Source organism: Roseovarius salis (assembly GCF_044472985.1).
GTDB classification, from domain to species: Bacteria; Pseudomonadota; Alphaproteobacteria; order Rhodobacterales; family Rhodobacteraceae; genus Roseovarius; species Roseovarius salis.
Map to the genome: position 1 here is coordinate 1 of NZ_JBISDG010000011.1, position 14,473 is coordinate 14,473.

General features: G+C 66.3%; 14 protein-coding genes. 1 reads left to right on the plus strand and 13 read right to left on the minus strand.

Translation table 11 applies throughout. From position 1 onward, the window contains the following. Window positions 1-141 precede the first annotated feature (141 nt). Window positions 142-1,059 (plus strand): bifunctional methylenetetrahydrofolate dehydrogenase/methenyltetrahydrofolate cyclohydrolase FolD, encoded by a 918-nt coding sequence (gene folD / locus ACH13J_RS05950; protein ID WP_397542396.1) that lies wholly within the window; start codon window positions 142-144, stop codon window positions 1,057-1,059. 9 nt (window positions 1,060-1,068) lie between these two features. Here the strand turns inward: folD and ACH13J_RS05955 are convergent, their stop codons facing one another. The 13 genes from ACH13J_RS05955 to ACH13J_RS06015 form a co-directional block, all read right to left on the minus strand. Continuing rightward, window positions 1,069-1,467, minus strand: a complete 399-nt coding sequence (locus tag ACH13J_RS05955; protein ID WP_397542397.1) for a DUF2306 domain-containing protein — start codon at window positions 1,465-1,467, stop codon at window positions 1,069-1,071. Window positions 1,468-1,744: 277 nt separating this feature from the next. Further along, entirely contained in the window at window positions 1,745-2,167 is a 423-nt protein-coding gene (locus ACH13J_RS05960; RefSeq protein WP_397542398.1) for a hotdog fold thioesterase, read from the minus strand. 63 nt (window positions 2,168-2,230) lie between these two features. Beyond that, on the minus strand, window positions 2,231-2,893 hold the full coding sequence (pdeM, locus tag ACH13J_RS05965; RefSeq protein WP_397542399.1) for a ligase-associated DNA damage response endonuclease PdeM: 663 nt from the start codon (window positions 2,891-2,893) through the stop codon (window positions 2,231-2,233). A gap of 93 nt (window positions 2,894-2,986) precedes the next feature. Next, complete coding sequence (locus ACH13J_RS05970) at window positions 2,987-5,419, minus strand: ligase-associated DNA damage response DEXH box helicase (RefSeq protein WP_397542400.1); 2,433 nt, start codon at window positions 5,417-5,419, stop codon at window positions 2,987-2,989. Window positions 5,420-5,470: 51 nt separating this feature from the next. Continuing rightward, a complete protein-coding gene (locus ACH13J_RS05975; protein WP_397542401.1) occupies window positions 5,471-6,781 on the minus strand; it encodes an ATPase in 1,311 nt (436 codons plus the stop codon). 123 nt (window positions 6,782-6,904) lie between these two features. Continuing rightward, window positions 6,905-7,402 carry a prepilin peptidase gene (locus ACH13J_RS05980; protein ID WP_397542402.1) on the minus strand — a complete coding sequence of 166 codons (498 nt, stop codon included), beginning with the start codon at window positions 7,400-7,402 and terminating at the stop codon, window positions 6,905-6,907. Window positions 7,403-7,404: 2 nt separating this feature from the next. Next, window positions 7,405-8,262, minus strand: coding sequence for a tetratricopeptide repeat protein (locus tag ACH13J_RS05985; RefSeq protein WP_397542403.1), 858 nt, complete (start codon window positions 8,260-8,262; stop codon window positions 7,405-7,407). 30 nt (window positions 8,263-8,292) lie between these two features. Then, on the minus strand, window positions 8,293-8,841 hold the full coding sequence (locus ACH13J_RS05990; RefSeq protein ID WP_397542404.1) for a tetratricopeptide repeat protein: 549 nt from the start codon (window positions 8,839-8,841) through the stop codon (window positions 8,293-8,295). Window positions 8,842-8,867: 26 nt separating this feature from the next. After that, window positions 8,868-9,851: a type II secretion system F family protein gene (locus ACH13J_RS05995; RefSeq protein WP_397542405.1), complete on the minus strand. Its 984-nt coding sequence runs from the start codon at window positions 9,849-9,851 to the stop codon at window positions 8,868-8,870. 15 nt (window positions 9,852-9,866) lie between these two features. Next, window positions 9,867-10,835: a type II secretion system F family protein gene (locus ACH13J_RS06000; protein WP_397542406.1), complete on the minus strand. Its 969-nt coding sequence runs from the start codon at window positions 10,833-10,835 to the stop codon at window positions 9,867-9,869. 5 nt (window positions 10,836-10,840) lie between these two features. Beyond that, entirely contained in the window at window positions 10,841-12,289 is a 1,449-nt protein-coding gene (locus tag ACH13J_RS06005; RefSeq protein ID WP_397542407.1) for an ATPase, T2SS/T4P/T4SS family, read from the minus strand. A gap of 14 nt (window positions 12,290-12,303) precedes the next feature. Further along, window positions 12,304-13,542: an AAA family ATPase gene (locus ACH13J_RS06010; protein WP_397542408.1), complete on the minus strand. Its 1,239-nt coding sequence runs from the start codon at window positions 13,540-13,542 to the stop codon at window positions 12,304-12,306. Between the two features lie 259 nt (window positions 13,543-13,801). After that, entirely contained in the window at window positions 13,802-14,470 is a 669-nt protein-coding gene (locus tag ACH13J_RS06015) for an OmpA family protein (protein WP_397542409.1), read from the minus strand. Window positions 14,471-14,473 lie beyond the last annotated feature (3 nt).

The following is a 14,473-nucleotide window of genomic DNA, read 5'->3' on the forward strand; positions in this document are numbered from 1 at the left end:
AACCACCCCCCACCCCCCCCCCCACCCCCCCCCCCCCCCCCCCCCCCCCCCCCCCCCCCCCCCCCCCCCCCCCCCCCCCCCCCCCCCCCCCCCCCCGGCCGCTGGCAGGGGTATTTGGACCAAGAAGAAGGGCATTGGCGGATGACGGCCGAGATTATTGACGGGAAAGCCTTCAGCGCGCGGATCCGGGACAAGGTGGCGGACCACGTCGCGCGGCTGAGGGATCAGCACGGGATCACGCCGGGGCTGGCGGTGGTGCTCGTCGGCGAGGACCCGGCGAGCCAGGTCTATGTCCGCTCCAAGGGCAAGCAGACCGTCGAGGCGGGGATGAACTCCTACGAGCACAAGCTTGACGCCGACACGTCCGAGGCCGACCTGCTGGCGCTGGTCGACCGGCTCAACACCGCCCCTGACGTTCACGGCATCCTGGTCCAGCTTCCGCTGCCCGGCCACATCGACTCCGACAAGGTCATCAACGCGATCAACCCCGCGAAGGACGTGGACGGCTTTCACATCTCCAATGTCGGCCTGCTGGCGACGGGGCAGAAAGCCATGGTGCCGTGCACGCCGCTTGGCTGCCTCATGATGCTGCGCGACCACCATGGCAGCCTGAGCGGGCTCGACGCGGTGGTGATCGGGCGGTCGAACATCGTCGGCAAGCCGATGGCGCAGCTCTTGCTGGGTGACAGCTGCACCGTCACGATCGCGCATTCGCGTACCAAGGATCTGCCGGGCACGGTGCGCCGCGCGGATATCGTGGTGGCTGCCGTGGGCCGGCCGGGCATGGTGCCGGGCGACTGGATCAAGGAGGGCGCGACCGTCATCGACGTGGGGATCAACCGGGTCGAGGCGCCCGAAAAGGGCACCAACGAGGATGGCAGCGTCAAGACGCGCCTGGTGGGCGACGTGGCGTTCGACAGCGCCGTGGAACGCGCGGGGGCGATCACGCCGGTGCCCGGCGGGGTGGGCCCCATGACCATCGCCTGCCTGCTGGCCAACACCGTGACGGCCTGCTGCCGCGCCAACGGGCTGGAGGAGCCGGAAGGGCTCACCGCGTGAGCCGGGTGCTCAGCCGCCCGTCACGACCGCGTGCATCAGCCGGCCTGGCAGAAGGGTGAAGATTCCCGCCCCCAGCAGGGCGATCCAGACCAGTTGCAGCATCGCCCGCCGGTGATCGGCCACGCGCCGTCGGAGGGCGGCGCGGACGCCATGAACCAGCCCCAGCAGGGTGGCCACCGAGAGCAGGTGGATCAGGCTGAACGGGCCGGCTTGGCCGATCGTGTGGATCCAGAAGCTGCTGATCGCGGTCACGGCCATCGCCAGAACCCATGCCCAGCCCAGAACGCGGTGTGCCCGCTGCTCGCGCGGCAGGACAAGGATGGCCAGCGTGAGGCCGAGCAAGCCAAGCGCGGTGAAGGCGTGAAGCCGGATCGCCGGTGTGGTATCCAGAAGTGGCTGAAGTGTCATGTGATGTCTCCCCGTTCCGGTCTCGGGTGGTTGTCCCGGCCGGTATCGGGCAGGTGTGGATGACCATGCCACGGGGCTTGCGCGAATGGCACGCGGGATGCGGGAGCGAGCAGACATGCAATCCACGCTTCGTGAATTGTCCCGCTGGCGGCTGCCGCTGGGGTTCTGGGCGATCCTGACGGTGCTGGCGGCGGTGGCCGGCCCGTTCGGCACGCTGGAGGCGCTGGCGCTCTTGCCGCGGCTGATCTACTGGGCGGTGGTTGTCGGCGGGGCTTATCTAGCGCGGCGCCACCGGGATCATCGTGCCGGTCAGCAGGGCGATGTGCGTTTCGGCGCCGTCGCGGACGGCATAGACATCCGATTGCACGATCACCAGGCGGCGGCCGGGCTTGACCACGTGTCCGCGCGCGACCAGCCGCTCGCCCGCCCCCGGCGCCAGAAGGTTGATCTTCATCTCGGTGGTCAGGACCTCGTGATCCTCGGGCATCGTCGACAGGGCCGCGTATCCCGCGGCGCTGTCGCCGATGGCGAAGGTCAGCCCGGCATGGGCGAAGCCCTGCTGCTGGCGGCTCGTCTCCAGGATCGGCGCCGTGATCTCGACCGCGCCGGGGGCCATGCGCGACAGTTCCGCCCCAAGCGTGGCCATCATCGACTGTGCGGCGAAACTCTCGCGGATTTTCTCGGCCATGGCCGGGGTCATGGGCGGGCCCTCGTTTCGGTCCGGGGCAGCCTAGACCGCCGCGTCGCGGAATTGAACAGGCGTTTATCGGTGCAGCGGCACCGGGCGCGGCGTGTCGCCGGTGAGCACCGCCACCGTCGCCGGGCGCATGAGACCCGACAGCGGCGGCGTGTCGCTGCGCAGTCCGCCCGTGTAGGTCCCGTAGGCGGGCATGATCACCCTGTCCGCGTCGATCAGGAAGGCGGCGCGCGTGATGGCCCCGCCCCGTGTGCGCAACGTCGTCTTGGGGTGATAGTGCCCCGAGATTTCCCCGCTCTGTCCGGGGCGCGCGACGTGGCGGAAGGTCAGTGGCGGCAGCGGCAGCTCTGCCAGGTGCGTGCCGCCAAGTTCGACCGGGCCGGGGTCGTGATTGCCCTCGATCCAGATCCATCGCCGCCCCGCCTGCAGGGCGGCGATCCACAGCCTTTCCTCCTCGCGCAGGGCCTCGGCCGCCGCGCGGTCGTCGAAGCTGTCGCCAAGGCAGATCACGGTCGCAGGCCCGGTCGCCTTGAGGTCGGCCTCCAGCCGGGCGAGGGTGTCCTGCGTTTCGTAGGGGGGCAGGTACCCCGACCCCAGCCGGGCGCGGCGCTCGGACTTGCCCAGATGCAGGTCCGACACGCACAGCACCCCCCGCCCGGGCCAGTAGAGCGCGCCGGAGCCGAGCGCGACGAGCGGGGCGCCCGCGAGGGTGAAATCATGGCCGGTCATGATACCGCCCTTTTCGCGCGGCCAGCGGCGGGGCGCAACCGCGTCGGGGCGCGCTCTTCAAGCCCTTGCGGGCTTTCATCGCGAAGACGGCCGTCAGGCCGGATGAGCGCCGGCCGGGCCCGTGGCCAGCCCCGCCGCCTGCATCAGCCTTTCGGCCTCTTCCTCGACCAGCCGTTCCCGCGCCGCGCCCTCCACCGGGGTGCGCCCGGCCTCCAGGAACAGCGGCGCGGCGAACGGCGTGACGCGGGGCAGGCGCAGGTGGTCGATGCGCCCGCCAACCCGGGAAATCATTTCCTCGACCCGGCCGAAATCGATGAGGCCGCGCATCGTCTCTGCCCGCGTGATTTTCAGGATCAAGTGATACGGGTCGTACTTTGCCAAGGTGTCATACAGGATATCGGAGGAAAACGTCGCCTGCCGCCCGGACTTGCGCGCGCCGGGGGTGTTGCGCTGTATGAGGCCCGCGATCGTGGCCGAGTCGCGGAAGGTCCGCTTGATCAGCGCGTTGCCCGCAAGCCAACGGTCGAGCCCCTCGCGCAGGGCGGTCATCTCGAAGAGCGGGGCCGGGTCGGTCAGCGGCTCCAGCCCCCATATGAGCGTGGCGTAATCGGTCGAGACGAAGCCCAACGGGGCGAGCCCCAGCTCCTCCATCCGCTTGGTCAGGATGAGTCCCAGTGTCTGCTGTGCGTTGCGACCCGCGAAACCGTAGATACAGACATGCTCGCGCCTCTCGTGGGGAAAGCTCTCGATCAGGAGCCGACCCGCCTGCGGGAGCCTCGACATCTCTGCCTGCAGACGCAGCCAGTCGGCGGTGTGGTCAGGCAGCGCGGACCAGTCGCCGGCGTTCAGGAACCGCAGGATGCGCTGGCTGAGCTGGGTCGAGGTGGCGAACTTGGTCCCGGCAAAGGTTGCGATCCTCGGCTCGCGGCCGCGATCGCGACTGACCTCGACCACCATCTCGCGCAAACTTTCGTAGCGCACGATCTCGCCGCCGATGAGGAAGGTGTCGCCGGGGGTGAGAGAGGCGGCGAAGCCTTCCTCGATCTCACCGAGGGGCGCGCCGCCGCGGCGGCGCTGCATCCGGACCTTCAGCAGGTCGCTGTCCTGGATGGTGCCTATGTTCATGCGGATCAGGCGTGCCGCCCGCGGGTCGCGCAATTGCCATTTTCCGTCCGGTCGCTGCTTGAGCCGCTGCCACTGGTCGTAGGCGCGCAGCGCGTAGCCCCCCGTGGCGCAGAAATCGAGGCAGGCGTCGAATTCCGCGCGGGTGAGGTCGGCGTAGGCGCCGGCGGTGGTGACCTCGGCAAAGAGGGCGTCGGCGGAGAAGGGGCCGGCGCAGGCGCGGATCAGGATGTGCTGGCACAAGACGTCCTGCGGGCCGCGCCCGCGCGGCTCCCCGTCTAGGTCGCGCTCCCGCACGGCTTGCAGGGCGGCATGGCATTCCACCACCTCGAAGCGGTTGGCGGGCACCAGCAGGGCCTTGGACGGCGCGTTGTAGTTGTGGTTGGCCCGCCCGATGCGCTGCACCAGCCGCTTGACGTTCTTTGGCGCGCCGACCTGGATCACCAGGTCGACATCGCCCCAGTCGATGCCGAGGTCCAGCGAGCCGGTGCAGACGATGGCGCGAAGCTCGCCCCGCTGCATGGCGGCCTCCACCCGCTCGCGCTGGACCCGGTCGAGGCTGCCGTGGTGAATGCCGATCGGCAGTGACTCCTCGTTGGCCAGCCAAAGCTTGTGAAAGAATATCTCCGCCTGCGCGCGGGTGTTGTGAAAGATGAGCGTTGTCCTGTGCCGCCTGACCTGCTCCAGCACGGCCGGGATCGCGTAGGCTGCGCCACCGCCGGCCCATGGCGGCGCCTCCGTCGTCTGCAGCATCCTGATGTCCGGCTCGGGCCCCGGTTCAGCCACCAGCACGTCGCAGGGGTCGGGGTGGCGCGCCAGCAGACGGGCGATGGCCGCGGGGTCCTCGACCGTGGCCGACAGGCCGACACGCCGCAGCCCCGGGCGCAGCGCCTGCAGCCGCGACAGCGCAAGCATCAGCTGGTCGCCGCGCTTGGAGTCCGACAGCGCGTGGATTTCGTCCACGATCACGCGCTGAACCCCGGCAAAGATGCGGTCCGCGTCCTCGTAGGAGGTCAGCAGGGCAAGGCTCTCGGGCGTGGTCAAAAGGATGTGCGGCGGGTCCGCTCGCTGGCGGCGCTTGGCGGATTGCGCCGTATCGCCGGTGCGGTCCTCCACGCGGATGGGCAGCGACATCTCGGTGATCGGGGCGGTCAGGTTGCGCTTGATATCGCTGGCCAGCGCCTTGAGCGGCGATACGTAGAGCGTGTGCAAACCCTCATGCCCGCCACCGGCCAGCTCGACGAGGCTGGGCAGGAATCCTGCCAGCGTCTTGCCGCCGCCGGTGGGGGCTATGAGCAGTTGCGCCCGCGCGGCGGCGCGCGCCAGCATCTGGCGCTGGTGGGGGTGCAGTGTCCAGCCGCGGGCGGCGAACCAGTCGGACAGGGGCGGTGGCAGCATGGTCATGACCGCAACCTAGCCCGGTCCGGGCGCGGCGGCGAGGGCGTCCGGTGACGACTACTTCACGATCTCCTCGTCGCGTACGAACATGTTGGCCCAGGCGCGGTCGATCAACTCGGGCGTCATCTGGTAGGGTATGCCCTCGAACTCGCAGATGGCGATCATCTGGTCGATCAGGAAGACCGGCTGGTAGTTGGCATAGACGTTGCCGATTTCGGGGTACTTGCGCTTGAGCAGGTGCAGCAGCGCGTCCTCGTCCAGAGGCATTCCCTTCTTCTTGGCCACCATGGCGAAGATCTTGAGGAAATCCGCCTGGCTCGGCCCATCGATCTTGATCTTGAAGAAGATCCTGCGCAGCGCGGCCTGGTCGAATATCTCGTTGGGGTGGAAGTTGGTGGAGAAGATCACCAGCGTGTCGAAGGGCACCTCGAATTTCTCGCCCGATTGCAGGGCGAGGATGTCCTTGGATTCCTCCAGCGGCACGATCCAGCGGTTGACGAGATTCTGTGGCGGTTCGGCCTGACGGCCAAGGTCGTCGACGATGAAAATGCCCCCCGTGGACTTAAGCTGTAGCGGCGCCTGGTAGGTGCGTGCGGTGGGGTTGTAGACCAGGTCGAGCATCGACAGCGACAGCTCGCCGCCGGTCACCACCGTGGGGCGCTCGCAGCGGACATAGCGCGTGTCGAAGGTCCGGCGGCGGCGCAGGCTGTTCGGGTCGTCGCTCTCGGTTTCCGCCTTGGAATGCACGATCGGATCGTAGACCGTGATCACCTGGCCCGAGTACTCGATCGCGCGGGGTACATAGATCTTGTCGCCCATGGCGTTGCGGATGCCGTTTGAGATCGAGGACTTGCCGTTGCCGGGTGGGCCGTACATCAGGATCGAGCGCCCGGCCGAGACGGCCGGCCCGAGATAGTCCAGCAGGCTGTCGGGCAGCACGAGATGCCCCATGGATTCGGTCAGTTCCTTGCGGGTGATCTGCAGGTTGCGGACCGACTGGCGCTTGACCTGCTCGCCATAGACGTCCAGCGGCACGGGCATGGCGCCGAAATACTCCGACTGCGACAGCGCGTCGAGCGCGCGGGACTTGCCGCTGTCGGTCAGTTGATAGCCCATTTCGCCACCTGAATTGGCGTTGAGCGTGCCCGTCGCCTCCACCAGCGCCTGACTGCGGGTCATGTCGATCAGCTCCTGCGTGACGGCGCGGGGCAGGCACAGCGCCTCGGCCAGCTCGCTGACAAGCTCGATGTTCTTGCGGAACATCGTCTTGATCAGGATATCCCGCATCATCACCAGTGACAGTTTCATGTCCTCAACCCGCATCGGCGGCGGGGGCGGCTGAACGCCCTGGTTCATCTGCATGTTCATCGGTTTGCCCCTCTTGGTCCTGTCGTCACGGCCGCGGTCGTGCGGGTCCGGCGCGGGCACAGTATCGATGCCAATGTTGCCGAAATTGTGGAACGTGACGGGCGAGGGATTGACGCGGGTCCGTCATGCGCCGCCGGCGGCGCCGAGTCCCAGATAGATCAGCAGCGTTCCCGCCAGAGCGAAGCCCATCGGGAATTTCCGCCCGCTTTCCCAGCTGGTCCATCCCGGCGCAAGCCGTCGCAGCGGCGTGTGCTTGGCCAAGCGGTGCGTGGCGAAGCAGGCCAGCAGGTTGGCCGTGAACACGAATACCAGCAGGACGCCGTCACCGGGATCGATGAAGGGTGCGGCCGCCGCGATGAACTTGGAATCCCCGGCGCCCATCAGCCCGATCACGTTCGCAAGAAATCCCAGCACCAGAACGGCCAGCATCGTGCCCACCCGCCACGCGTATTCGGTCATCGGCAGCGCCAGAAGGCCCACGATCAGAAACGCGCCGGCCAGCAACATCACCGCGAGATTGGGTATGCGCATGCGCGACAGGTCACTCCACATCACCCAGAACGCGATCGGCAGCACCGGCGGCAGGAACCACAGCGCCTCGGCGGGGGTGATCGCGATCACCACTAGTTGCTCACATTGTCCTCGAGCGCGCGCAGCGAACGCGCGGCGGCCTCGAAATGCTGTGGGTGGGTATCGACCGCGTCGCGCAACAGGCCCTTTCCGATGCCGGTATCGCCCTGCTTGATGGCCGACAGGGCCAGCGTGTAGAGCAGCTGCGCCCGTTCGGTCTGATCAGCAGGCACCACGGGCATTGAATATTTCTGCTGCGCCCCGCGCGCGAGGATGAGGTTGTTCTTGGCGGTGAAGAGCGACTCGTCCTGCCGTATCGCGTCGGTGAACAGGCGTTCGGCCTCGGGATAATCCCCGCGCGTCAGCTTGGAATAACCCCAGTTGTTCAGCACGCCGGCCGGGCGCGTGGTCAGCCCCACGGCGGTTTCGTAGAAACTGTCGGCCTTGGTCCATTCCTCGTTGCTGTCGGCGACCATCGCCTCCAGCCGGTAGCGCTTGAACGTCTCGAAGGTGGGCGGCACCTCGTCCAATGCCGCCTCGGCGCGGTCCCACTCGTTGTTGCGGATCAGCGCGTCGGCGAAATCCACCCGGTCCTCGTCGGTGGCTGCCTCGTGCGAGACGACCTTTTTCCACGCCGGCACGGCCTCGGTATAGCGTTTCGCCCGGATCAGTGATTTCGCCAGGCCACGCATCAGGTCTATCCGCCCGGGCTTTTCGGCGGTGGTGCGCTGGAAATACGAAACCGCCTCGTCAGGATCGGCCACGGTGAGCATGACGTCGTTGAGATTGCTCTCGTCGACCACGTTGACACCCTGGAAGGCGCGGTCGACATCCGCCGAGGTCGTCTCTTCGCAGGCGGACAGCACAAACACGCCCGCCGCGCACAGGCCGAATGGAAATATGTGGCGCATTACTTGCGTCCTTTTACTGCTCTTGCCTCGTCACGGTATCTTGCGGATCAGGTAGTCGCTGCTGCCCCGCCGTACCAGTTTGTAATCGTTTCCTGACGATGCATCATAATCCGGATTTTCGAATTTTTCGAGGGCCAACCGCAGATTGTCGCGAATAGAGTCACTTTGGCCATCATCGAAGGCATAGGCGCGGCGGAAGACCTCCGCCGCCTCGGCAATCTTGCCCATTTCCATCAAGACCACGCCGAGATTGTTCCAGATCTCCGGTGCGTTCTCGTCGCGGTCGAGCGCGCGGCGCAGCACGCGCTCGGCGGTGTGCAGCCGGCCGAGTTTCAGGTTGGCGGTGCCGATCCCGGCCAGAACGTCGGCTGTCATGCCTTCCGAGAGGGCGGCGCGGGAGTAGGCGTCGATGGCCAGCTCGTACTCTCCGGCGTCCATCAGGCGGTGCCCCACCTCCATGGCGTCGGGCGCCGCGGCGCCCGGCTTCAGGCCGGGGGCATAGGGGCCGGTATCGCGCGCGCCCTCCGCGCATGACACGAGGCCCAAGAGTACCGAGAAAACTGCCGCTGCCCGTTTCACCCTTGCCCCGCGGATTGGGGCCGCCGCTATTGCCCGGCCATCGAGAAGAGTTCCATGATGCCGATGACCGACGGCCCGACCAGAATGATCAGTAGTGGCGGGATGGTAAGCATCATGGTCGCCAATGTCATCTTCGTCGGCAGCTTGTTGGCCTTTTCCTCGGCCCGCATGACCCGTTTGTCACGCATCTCCGAGGCATAGACGCGCAGCGCGTCAGCAATCGAGGTGCCGAAGGACTGCGACTGGATCAGCACCGTGACGAAGCTGGAGATATCCTGCACCCCGCAGCGTTCGGCCATGTCGCCCAGAACGGAGGGCTTGTCGCGCCCTGCCTTCATCTGCTGGGACACGATCATGTATTCCTCCGCCAGCGCCGGGAAGGATGACTGGATCTCGGCCGCGACGCGCACGATGGCCTGGTCGAGCGATTGCCCCGCCTCGACGCAGGTGAGCATCATGTCGAGGCTGTCGGGGAATCCCTCCTCGATTTCCGCCTGCCGTTTCTGCTGGCGCTTGGTGACCCAGTACTTGGGCAGCATGTAGCCCACGCCGCCGGGGCCGAGGATGTACATCATCATCTGCGTGGGCGTTGTATCCTCGTCGGACTTGAAGAGGATGAAGTACAGAACACCCAGCACCAAGAACCCGATCCCGAGCGCGAACTGCGCGAAGTGAAAGAAGCGCACCGCGTCGCGGTCGCGGTATCCCGCCTGCATCAGCTTCAGCCGTATCTCGCTGAGCTGCTTTTCGTCCTGCGGCTCGAGAAAGCCCGCGTACTTGTCGAGCTTCTCGTTGGGGCTGCGGGCGCGCAGGGCCTGCTTGGACCGTTCCGGCGCCCGGCCCGTGTCCGGCGCCTTCTTGAGCTTGTCCAGCGGATCGTTCGCCTGCTTGATGAGCAGCGGGATCGTGACGAGGACAAGCAGCACGCCGAGCGTGCCGATGACGATGAGCGGACCGAACGGGCCGAGTGACTCGGTCAGTGCGCTGGTGATCTGTGCGATGGGTCCCATGATTGCCTCGCCGCCTCAGACCTTGATGTTCACGAGCGAGCGCATGACGAACAGGTTGGCGACCAGAAACGCCCCCACCACCACGCAGGCCGGAACGAAGAGCGGGTGTGTCATCGCCTCGTCGTAGAAGTTGGGGTCAAGCATCTGCATGGCCACCAGCGCCAGCAGCGGGAAGGCCGAGAGGAAGTTGCCGGACCATTGCGCCTCGGCGGTGATCGCCTTGACGCGCCGGAACAGGCGGAAACGCGAACGGATCACCTTGGCCAGCCCTTCTAGGATCTCGGCAAGGTTGCCGCCCGATTGCTGCTGGATCGTCACGGCAACGGCCAGAAAGCGCAGGTCCTGCATGTCCAGCCGTTCCGCCATGTCCTTGAGCGCCTCGCCGACCTCGCGGCCATACGCGGATTCGTCCGCGATGATCCCGAACTCGGTCGCAAGCGGGTCCGATACCTCGTTGGCGACGATCGAGATGGCCGACGAAAACGGGTGCCCCACCCGCAGGCTGCGCACCATCAGTTCGATGGCGTCGGGCAGTTGCTCTTCCAGCAGGGCCATGCGTTTCTTGGCCTTGGAGTTGATCCAGACGAAAACCCCGGCCACCCCGATGCCGACCGACACCACCGCGCGCACCGGCAACTCGGTATCCGTGCCCAGTGTCAGCCCGAGGAAGGCCACCACCGCCATGCCGCCCATCAGCATGATCAGTTGCCGCGGCGTGAAGGCGATCGCGGCCTTCTGCGCCTTGTCGGACAGGATCGCGTATATCGGGATGTTGCGCGCCTTGAGGTGCTGCGTCATTTCCTTGCGCAGCTTTTCCATCACCTCTTCGCGGTTGCCGGTCTTGTCCAGCAGTTCCAGCCGGCGGTTCACGCGGCTGTTAAGGCTGATCGACTTGCCGAAAACGGTCAGGTAGATGCCGTTGACCAGCGCCAGCACGCCGATGAAGATCAGCCCGTAGATGATCGGTTCGATTCCGACGCTCATCGTCGTCAGTCTCCTGTCACGGGGTCGTATATGCTGGGGGGCAGGTCGTAGCCCCACAGCCGGAACCGTTCGGTGAAGTTCGAGCGCACGCCGGTGCCCGTGAAATGCCCGATGATGGTGTTGTCGGGGGCCAGTCCCTTGCGCTGAAAGCGGAACACCTCCTGCATCGAGATCACGTCGCCCTCCATCCCCGTTATCTCGGTGATCGAGGTCATCCTGCGCGACCCGTCCTGCAGCCGGCTGGCCTGCACGATCAGGTGCACGGCGCTGGCGATCTGGCTGCGTACGGCCTTGAGCGGCATCTCGATGCCGGCCATTGCAACCATGTTTTCCAGCCGGCTGATGGCGTCGCGGGCGTTGTTGGCGTGGATCGTGGTCATCGAACCGTCATGGCCGGTGTTCATGGCCTGCAGCATGTCGATCACCTCCTCGCCGCGGGTCTCGCCCACGATGATGCGGTCGGGGCGCATCCGGAGCGCGTTCTTGAGGCAGTCGCGCGGGCTGACCTCGCCCTTGCCCTCGACGTTGGGCGGACGGCTTTCCATGCGGCCGACATGCTGCTGCTGGAGCTGCAGTTCCGCCGTGTCCTCGATCGTCAGGATCCGTTCGGAATTGTCGATGAAGCTGGAAAGCGCGTTGAGGGTGGTCGTCTTGCCCGAGCCCGTCCCGCCCGAGACGATGACGTTGAGACGGGTGGCGACGGCGGCCTGCAGGTATGCGGCCATCTCCTCGGAGAAGGCGCCGAAGCGCACGAGGTCGTCGATGCCCAGCTTGTCCTTCTTGAATTTCCGGATCGAGACGAGGCTGCCGTCCACCGCGATCGGCGGCACCATCGCGTTGAAGCGCGATCCGTCGGCGAGGCGCGCGTCGACATAGGGGTTGGACTCGTCCACGCGGCGCCCCACCGCCGATACGATCTTGTCGATGATCCGCAGCAGGTGCCGTTCGTCCTTGAAGGTGACGTCGCTGAGTTCAAGCTTGCCCGCGCGCTCGACGAAGATCTGGTGCGGTCCGTTCACGAGGATGTCGTTCACCGAGTCATCCTTGAGCAGGGTCTCCAGTGGCCCCAGGCCCTTGACCTCGTCGTAGAGTTCCTGCGTGAGGGTGGAGCGGTCCTCGCGATTGAGCACGATGCCGCGTTCTTCCAGCACTTCGGAGGCGATGGAGCTGATTTCTGCCCGCAGGTCGGCCTCGCTGGCGGTGTCGAGCGCGCCGAGATTGAGGTTGTCGAGCAATGACCGGTGCAGGTCGAGCTTGATCTCGGCCAGCCGTTCCTTGCGCTTGCGCTCCTTGTCGGCGGGGGTGGGGGCGGCGGGTTTCGTCGGTGCCGGCCGGCGCAGCATCTGCGTCTGCTGGGGCTGCGGAGCGTCTGTCTTGGCCGGTTCGGCCTGTGGCGCGGCCGGCTTCGCGGCCTTGGCCGACGCGGTTCCGGACTTCTTGTATCTCGAGAACATTCCTGTCTATCCCTTCAAGCCGCTTCCTCGGTATCGGGCTTGCCGATCTCGTGCAGCGAGCTGGCCAGCTTGGCGATTTCCTTGCGCAAGGGGTTCTTGGCCGCGGAAAACGCCAACGGCGAACCATGGTCACCCGCCTGTGTCACCACGCGCCCGCCATCGGGAAGCTGCACCTCGATGCTGATCTCCAGGCTCTCGGCCAGACGCTTGACGCGGGACTTGGCGTTGAGATCGGTGAACTTGGGCGCGCGGTTCAGGCAGAAGCGCAGCTTTTCCACCGGCAGCTCCTCCGAGCGCAGCGCGCGTTTGAGCCGCAGCGCGTTCTGGGCCGAGCGCATGTCCAGCTCCAGCGTCACGAAATAGATTTGCGCGGCGTTGAGAACGGTTTCGGTCCACAGCACCAACGTGCCGGGCATGTCGACGATCACGTAGTCGAACTTGGACCGCGCCATGGCAAGCACGCGCTCGACATCCTCGGGGGTGATCATGTCGAGCGGCAGCATGTCCGTCGGCGCGGTCAGCACCCACAGCTTGTCCTCGAAGGCGGTGAGCGACTGCTTGAAGATATCCTCGTCCATCGATTCGGTGTCGGACCACATCTCGAAAACCGCGTCGCGGCGCGGCAGGTCGAGATACGTGGCCGTGGCACCCGTCTGAAGCCCGAAATCCAGCAGGCAGACGCGGGGCGGATCGGTCTTGTCGACGGTCGCCAGTTCCCAGGCGAGGTTCACCGCCAGCGTCGTCGCGCCGGTGCCGCCGGCCAGCCCCTGAACGGCCAGCAGCACCCCGTCCCCCGGCGAGTTACCCGCCGCGAAGGGCGTGTCGGCGGCCACGGCGTGTTCCTCGGTCTTGCGGATGCGCTCGATCGCGGCTTCCAGTTCGCCCTCCGGCAGGGGATAGGGCACGAATTCGTCCGCGCCCTGCCGCAGAAGCTGGTGCAGGACGGCGGGGCTCACGTCCTCGGCGATCAGGATCACGCGAATGCCCTGCGCGCTGGCCATCGTGATGATCTCGCTCAGCAGCGACAGGTCGTTTTCGTCGGTTTCGTCGATCGCGACCGCGGCGAATTCCAGATCCTTCGCCTCGGGCTGCCCGAAGAACGCCAGCGCCTCGTGGATACCCAGGTCGCCCCACGCCTCGCCGAGCGCGGCCTCCATGTCCTCGATCAGAAGGTCGAAATTCTGGATGTCGCGGCTGACCGTGCAGGCGACAAGCGGCGCTTCCTGCTTGGCACTGTTGTCACTACTTGTCATTGCTCGTCCTATTCCTCAATTGGCGGCGGCATCCGGATGGCTGTCGCGCGGCGCCGTGCCTGCCCGTCCGGTCCTGCGGGGGTGCGCCTTTTCCAACGGGGAAGATCGTCCAGAATGTAGGCAACATTTGGGCTAAAAAACCGAAATTGTGCGATGACGGATTACAAAAAAGGAACCCGTCACGGGGACGGGTTCCAGTGGGCGGTCCGGCCATGGCCGGACAGGGAGAAAACGGTTCAGACGCCGCCGCGCCGGCGGTTCATTCCTCGACGACCGATTCCTCTTCGGTCACCGTCGAGAGGATCGTCTTGGGCTCAGCACTCTTGACGTACTCGCGATAGACCACCTCGGCGTACTTGCCGTCCATGATCATCGGGTGATCCTGCAGGAAACCGCTGACCTCGGTGACTGTGCGGCGATTGCGGCGCTCGCGGCCCTGCGTGATGACAAGTGGCTGGGTTTCGCCATAGGACACCAGCGCCTCGAGCCGCGACCGGCTGATGCCATGACGCACGAGGTAATTCACGACCGCATGCGCCCGGCGCAGGCCAAGCCGCTTGTTGTAGGCGTTGGAGCCGACAGCGTCGGTATGTCCGTACACCCGGAAGCGCACCTCAGGGAACTGGCGGATCCAGTGGGCCTGGCGTTTCAGCACGTTACGGGCCGTCGTGTCGAGCCGGGCGGAATTGAAAGCGAAGTTGACGGTGGTCTGAACCTCTTCGGCAAACCGTTGCGCCAGATCGATCCTGAACTGTTTCTCGCCTGTCATGATCTGCGCATTGTGCGCCACCGCGTCGCCGGACGGCGGGCCGTCCACCTGCGGGCCCTCGCGTGTGTATCCCGGCACGTTCCCGGCCGGCGCGGCCGCGCAGCCCGAAAGTGCGGCAAGGCTCAGCGCCATGAAGATATGTTTCGCCCGGGCTGCCATCCT

What these genes read in the sequence shown, in the direction of transcription:
- folD (WP_397542396.1), top strand. Translation starts at nt 142, where the DNA reads ATGACGGCCGAGATTATTGACGGGAAAGCCTTCAGCGCGCGGATCCGG.
- ACH13J_RS05955 (WP_397542397.1), bottom strand. Translation starts at nt 1,467, where the DNA reads ATGACACTTCAGCCACTTCTGGATACCACACCGGCGATCCGGCTTCAC.
- ACH13J_RS05960 (WP_397542398.1), bottom strand. Translation starts at nt 2,167, where the DNA reads ATGACCCCGGCCATGGCCGAGAAAATCCGCGAGAGTTTCGCCGCACAG.
- pdeM (WP_397542399.1), bottom strand. Translation starts at nt 2,893, where the DNA reads ATGACCGGCCATGATTTCACCCTCGCGGGCGCCCCGCTCGTCGCGCTC.
- ACH13J_RS05970 (WP_397542400.1), bottom strand. Translation starts at nt 5,419, where the DNA reads ATGACCATGCTGCCACCGCCCCTGTCCGACTGGTTCGCCGCCCGCGGC.
- ACH13J_RS05975 (WP_397542401.1), bottom strand. Translation starts at nt 6,781, where the DNA reads ATGAACATGCAGATGAACCAGGGCGTTCAGCCGCCCCCGCCGCCGATG.
- ACH13J_RS05985 (WP_397542403.1), bottom strand. Translation starts at nt 8,262, where the DNA reads ATGCGCCACATATTTCCATTCGGCCTGTGCGCGGCGGGCGTGTTTGTG.
- ACH13J_RS05995 (WP_397542405.1), bottom strand. Translation starts at nt 9,851, where the DNA reads ATGGGACCCATCGCACAGATCACCAGCGCACTGACCGAGTCACTCGGC.
- ACH13J_RS06000 (WP_397542406.1), bottom strand. Translation starts at nt 10,835, where the DNA reads ATGAGCGTCGGAATCGAACCGATCATCTACGGGCTGATCTTCATCGGC.
- ACH13J_RS06005 (WP_397542407.1), bottom strand. Translation starts at nt 12,289, where the DNA reads ATGTTCTCGAGATACAAGAAGTCCGGAACCGCGTCGGCCAAGGCCGCG.
- ACH13J_RS06010 (WP_397542408.1), bottom strand. Translation starts at nt 13,542, where the DNA reads ATGACAAGTAGTGACAACAGTGCCAAGCAGGAAGCGCCGCTTGTCGCC.
- ACH13J_RS06015 (WP_397542409.1), bottom strand. Translation starts at nt 14,470, where the DNA reads ATGGCAGCCCGGGCGAAACATATCTTCATGGCGCTGAGCCTTGCCGCA.